This is a genomic window from Sphingomonas sp. NPDC019816, from assembly GCF_050274375.1.
GTDB lineage: Bacteria > Pseudomonadota > Alphaproteobacteria > Sphingomonadales > Sphingomonadaceae > Sphingomonas.
In genome coordinates this window covers 1-2,003 of sequence record NZ_JBNNOB010000250.1, presented here as the reverse complement: position 1 = coordinate 2,003, position 2,003 = coordinate 1, and the positions used below count along the sequence as shown (strand labels likewise).

Below are 2,003 nucleotides of genomic sequence, written 5' to 3'. Positions count from 1 at the left end.
ATCTGCTCGGAGGCGGACGCGTTCTGCTGCGTCACCTTGTCGAGCTGCTGGATCGCCTCGTTGATCTGCACCGCGCCGATATCCTGTTCGCGGCACGCCGCGCTGATCTCGGCGACCAGTTCGGCGGTGCGGCGAATGTCGGGCACCAGCTTGGTCAGCATCTCGCCGGCCTGGGTCGCCGCACCCACGGTGTCGGACGACATGCCGCTGATCTCGGCCGCCGCCGTCTGGCTGCGTTCGGCCAGCTTGCGGACCTCGGCCGCCACGACCGCGAAGCCGCGACCATGTTCGCCCGCGCGCGCCGCCTCGACCGCCGCGTTCAGCGCCAGCAGGTCGGTCTGGCGCGCGATTTCCTGCACGATGCCGATCTTCTCGGCGATGGTGCGCATCGCGACGACCGCCTTCTGCACCGCCACGCCGCTCTGTTCGGCATCCTGGCTCGACTGGCGCGCGATCTTCTCGGTCTGGGTGGCGTTGTCGGCATTCTGTTTGATGTTGGCCGCCATCTGCTCCATCGAGGCCGAGGCTTCCTCGGCCGCCGCCGCCTGCTCGGTCGCGCCCTGGCTCACTTGCTCGGACGAGGACGACAGCTGCTGGCTGCCCGCCGCCACATTCTGCGCGGCGGTGGTGGTCTGGCCGATCGTCTCGCGCAGACGACCGATCATGCGGTTGACCGTATCGACCAGATCCTTGATCTCGTCATTGCTGGCGACCGTCACTTCCTTGCTCAGATCGCCATCGGCCACCGACGTGACCGCGTCGCTGACCGTGCGCAGCCCCTTCGACACCAGTCGGGCCACCCACACCGCGCCGGCCACCGCGATCAACAGCGCGAACAGCGCGGTCGCGAGCAATACCGTCCGGGCATTCTCATAAAGTTCGGTCGCCTGCTTATCGGCCCGGACCATCTGGCCCTGGGTGATCTCTGCCAGCTTCAACAGCGTCGCGCTCAGCTGGACCGCGATGTCGCGGCCTTCGGTCATCGAGATTTGCGACGCCTCGGCATTTCGGTTCTGAAGCGCCAAGCCCCGCGCCCGGTCGCTGACCGCCTTATAGGCGCGCCATTGCTCCAGCGCCTTGGTCCATACCGGTCGCCCCTGTTCGCTCGCGATTTTCAGGCCGTTGTTCAGATTGTCGATGATCTTGCCATCATATTCGCCGAACTTGGTGTCGAAGCTGCGCTTCAACGCCATGTCTCCGGTCATCATCATGTTCTTTTCGTTGCGAATCGCCCGGCCGATATCACCATCGGCCGTCAGCGACAGCTGAATGCGCCGCGACGGCCCTTCCACAATGTCCGAGATCATAACATTGAGCGTGCCGATCTTGGCGACCCCCACACCTACAACCACGCACAATAGTGCGATCACTATTGCGAATGTCGTCGCCAACTTCATTTTGATCGTCGCACGCATGTCAAATTCCCATGTTGGAAATACGAAACGACATGATGGCCGCTTCTTTGTTTACCGAGTCGACTATGGACGAAGGGGGTGAAGGATTGGTTTTCACCACTAAAACATTTGACGCAGATCAGCATTTCCGGGTCGGCGACTGGCCGATCGCGGCCAACGCCATGCGCCGATCGCACGGCGAATGATCGGCGGCGGGGCGATCATGACGCCCCGCCGCCAGGGCCATCAGGCGGCGCGTCCGAATTCGGAGTCTTCGCCGTCCGGCCCGCCATTAGTCAGGTCGAGCGCGAAACCGCGGACCCGTGCCTGCTGCTCGGCGACCGAGCCGGGGCGATGCGCGGGAGACTTGCCCTTCTTCGCGGGTGCCGCCGGCTTGCGTACCGGGGCCGCGCCACGACGGGTGGTCGCGCGGCTGTCGTTGCCGACATTGAAATAGGCGATGCTTTCCTGCAGTTCCTCGGCCTGGCTGGCCAGTTCCTCGGAGGTCGAGGAGATCTGCTCGGAGGCGGACGCGTTCTGCTGCGTCACCTTGTCGAGCTGCTGGATCGCCTCGTTGATCTGCACCGCGCCGATATCCTGTTCGCGGCA

The 2,003-nt window shown here is 64.3% G+C and carries 2 protein-coding genes and 1 pseudogene; 1 reads left to right on the top strand and 2 read right to left on the bottom strand.

Annotated features, from left to right (window positions below; genetic code table 11):
* The coding region (locus tag ACQKJZ_RS19125; protein WP_427733267.1) for a methyl-accepting chemotaxis protein at nt 1-1,415 on the bottom strand (1,415 nt) is incomplete at its 3' end.
* A 32-nt stretch (nt 1,416-1,447) separates the two neighbouring features.
* Here ACQKJZ_RS19125 and ACQKJZ_RS19120 point away from each other — a divergent pair.
* Nucleotides 1,448-1,600, top strand: a complete 153-nt coding sequence (locus ACQKJZ_RS19120; RefSeq protein ID WP_427733265.1) for a hypothetical protein — start codon at nt 1,448-1,450, stop codon at nt 1,598-1,600.
* Between the two features lie 40 nt (nt 1,601-1,640).
* On the opposite strand, the pseudogene ACQKJZ_RS19115 reads toward ACQKJZ_RS19120, so the two are convergent.
* Nucleotides 1,641-2,003: pseudogene (locus tag ACQKJZ_RS19115) on the bottom strand (methyl-accepting chemotaxis protein); the annotation flags it as partial.

Excerpts from the sequence above, each read along its gene's own strand:
- ACQKJZ_RS19120 (WP_427733265.1), top strand. The coding sequence starts at position 1,448 with ATGATGGCCGCTTCTTTGTTTACCGAGTCGACTATGGACGAAGGGGGT.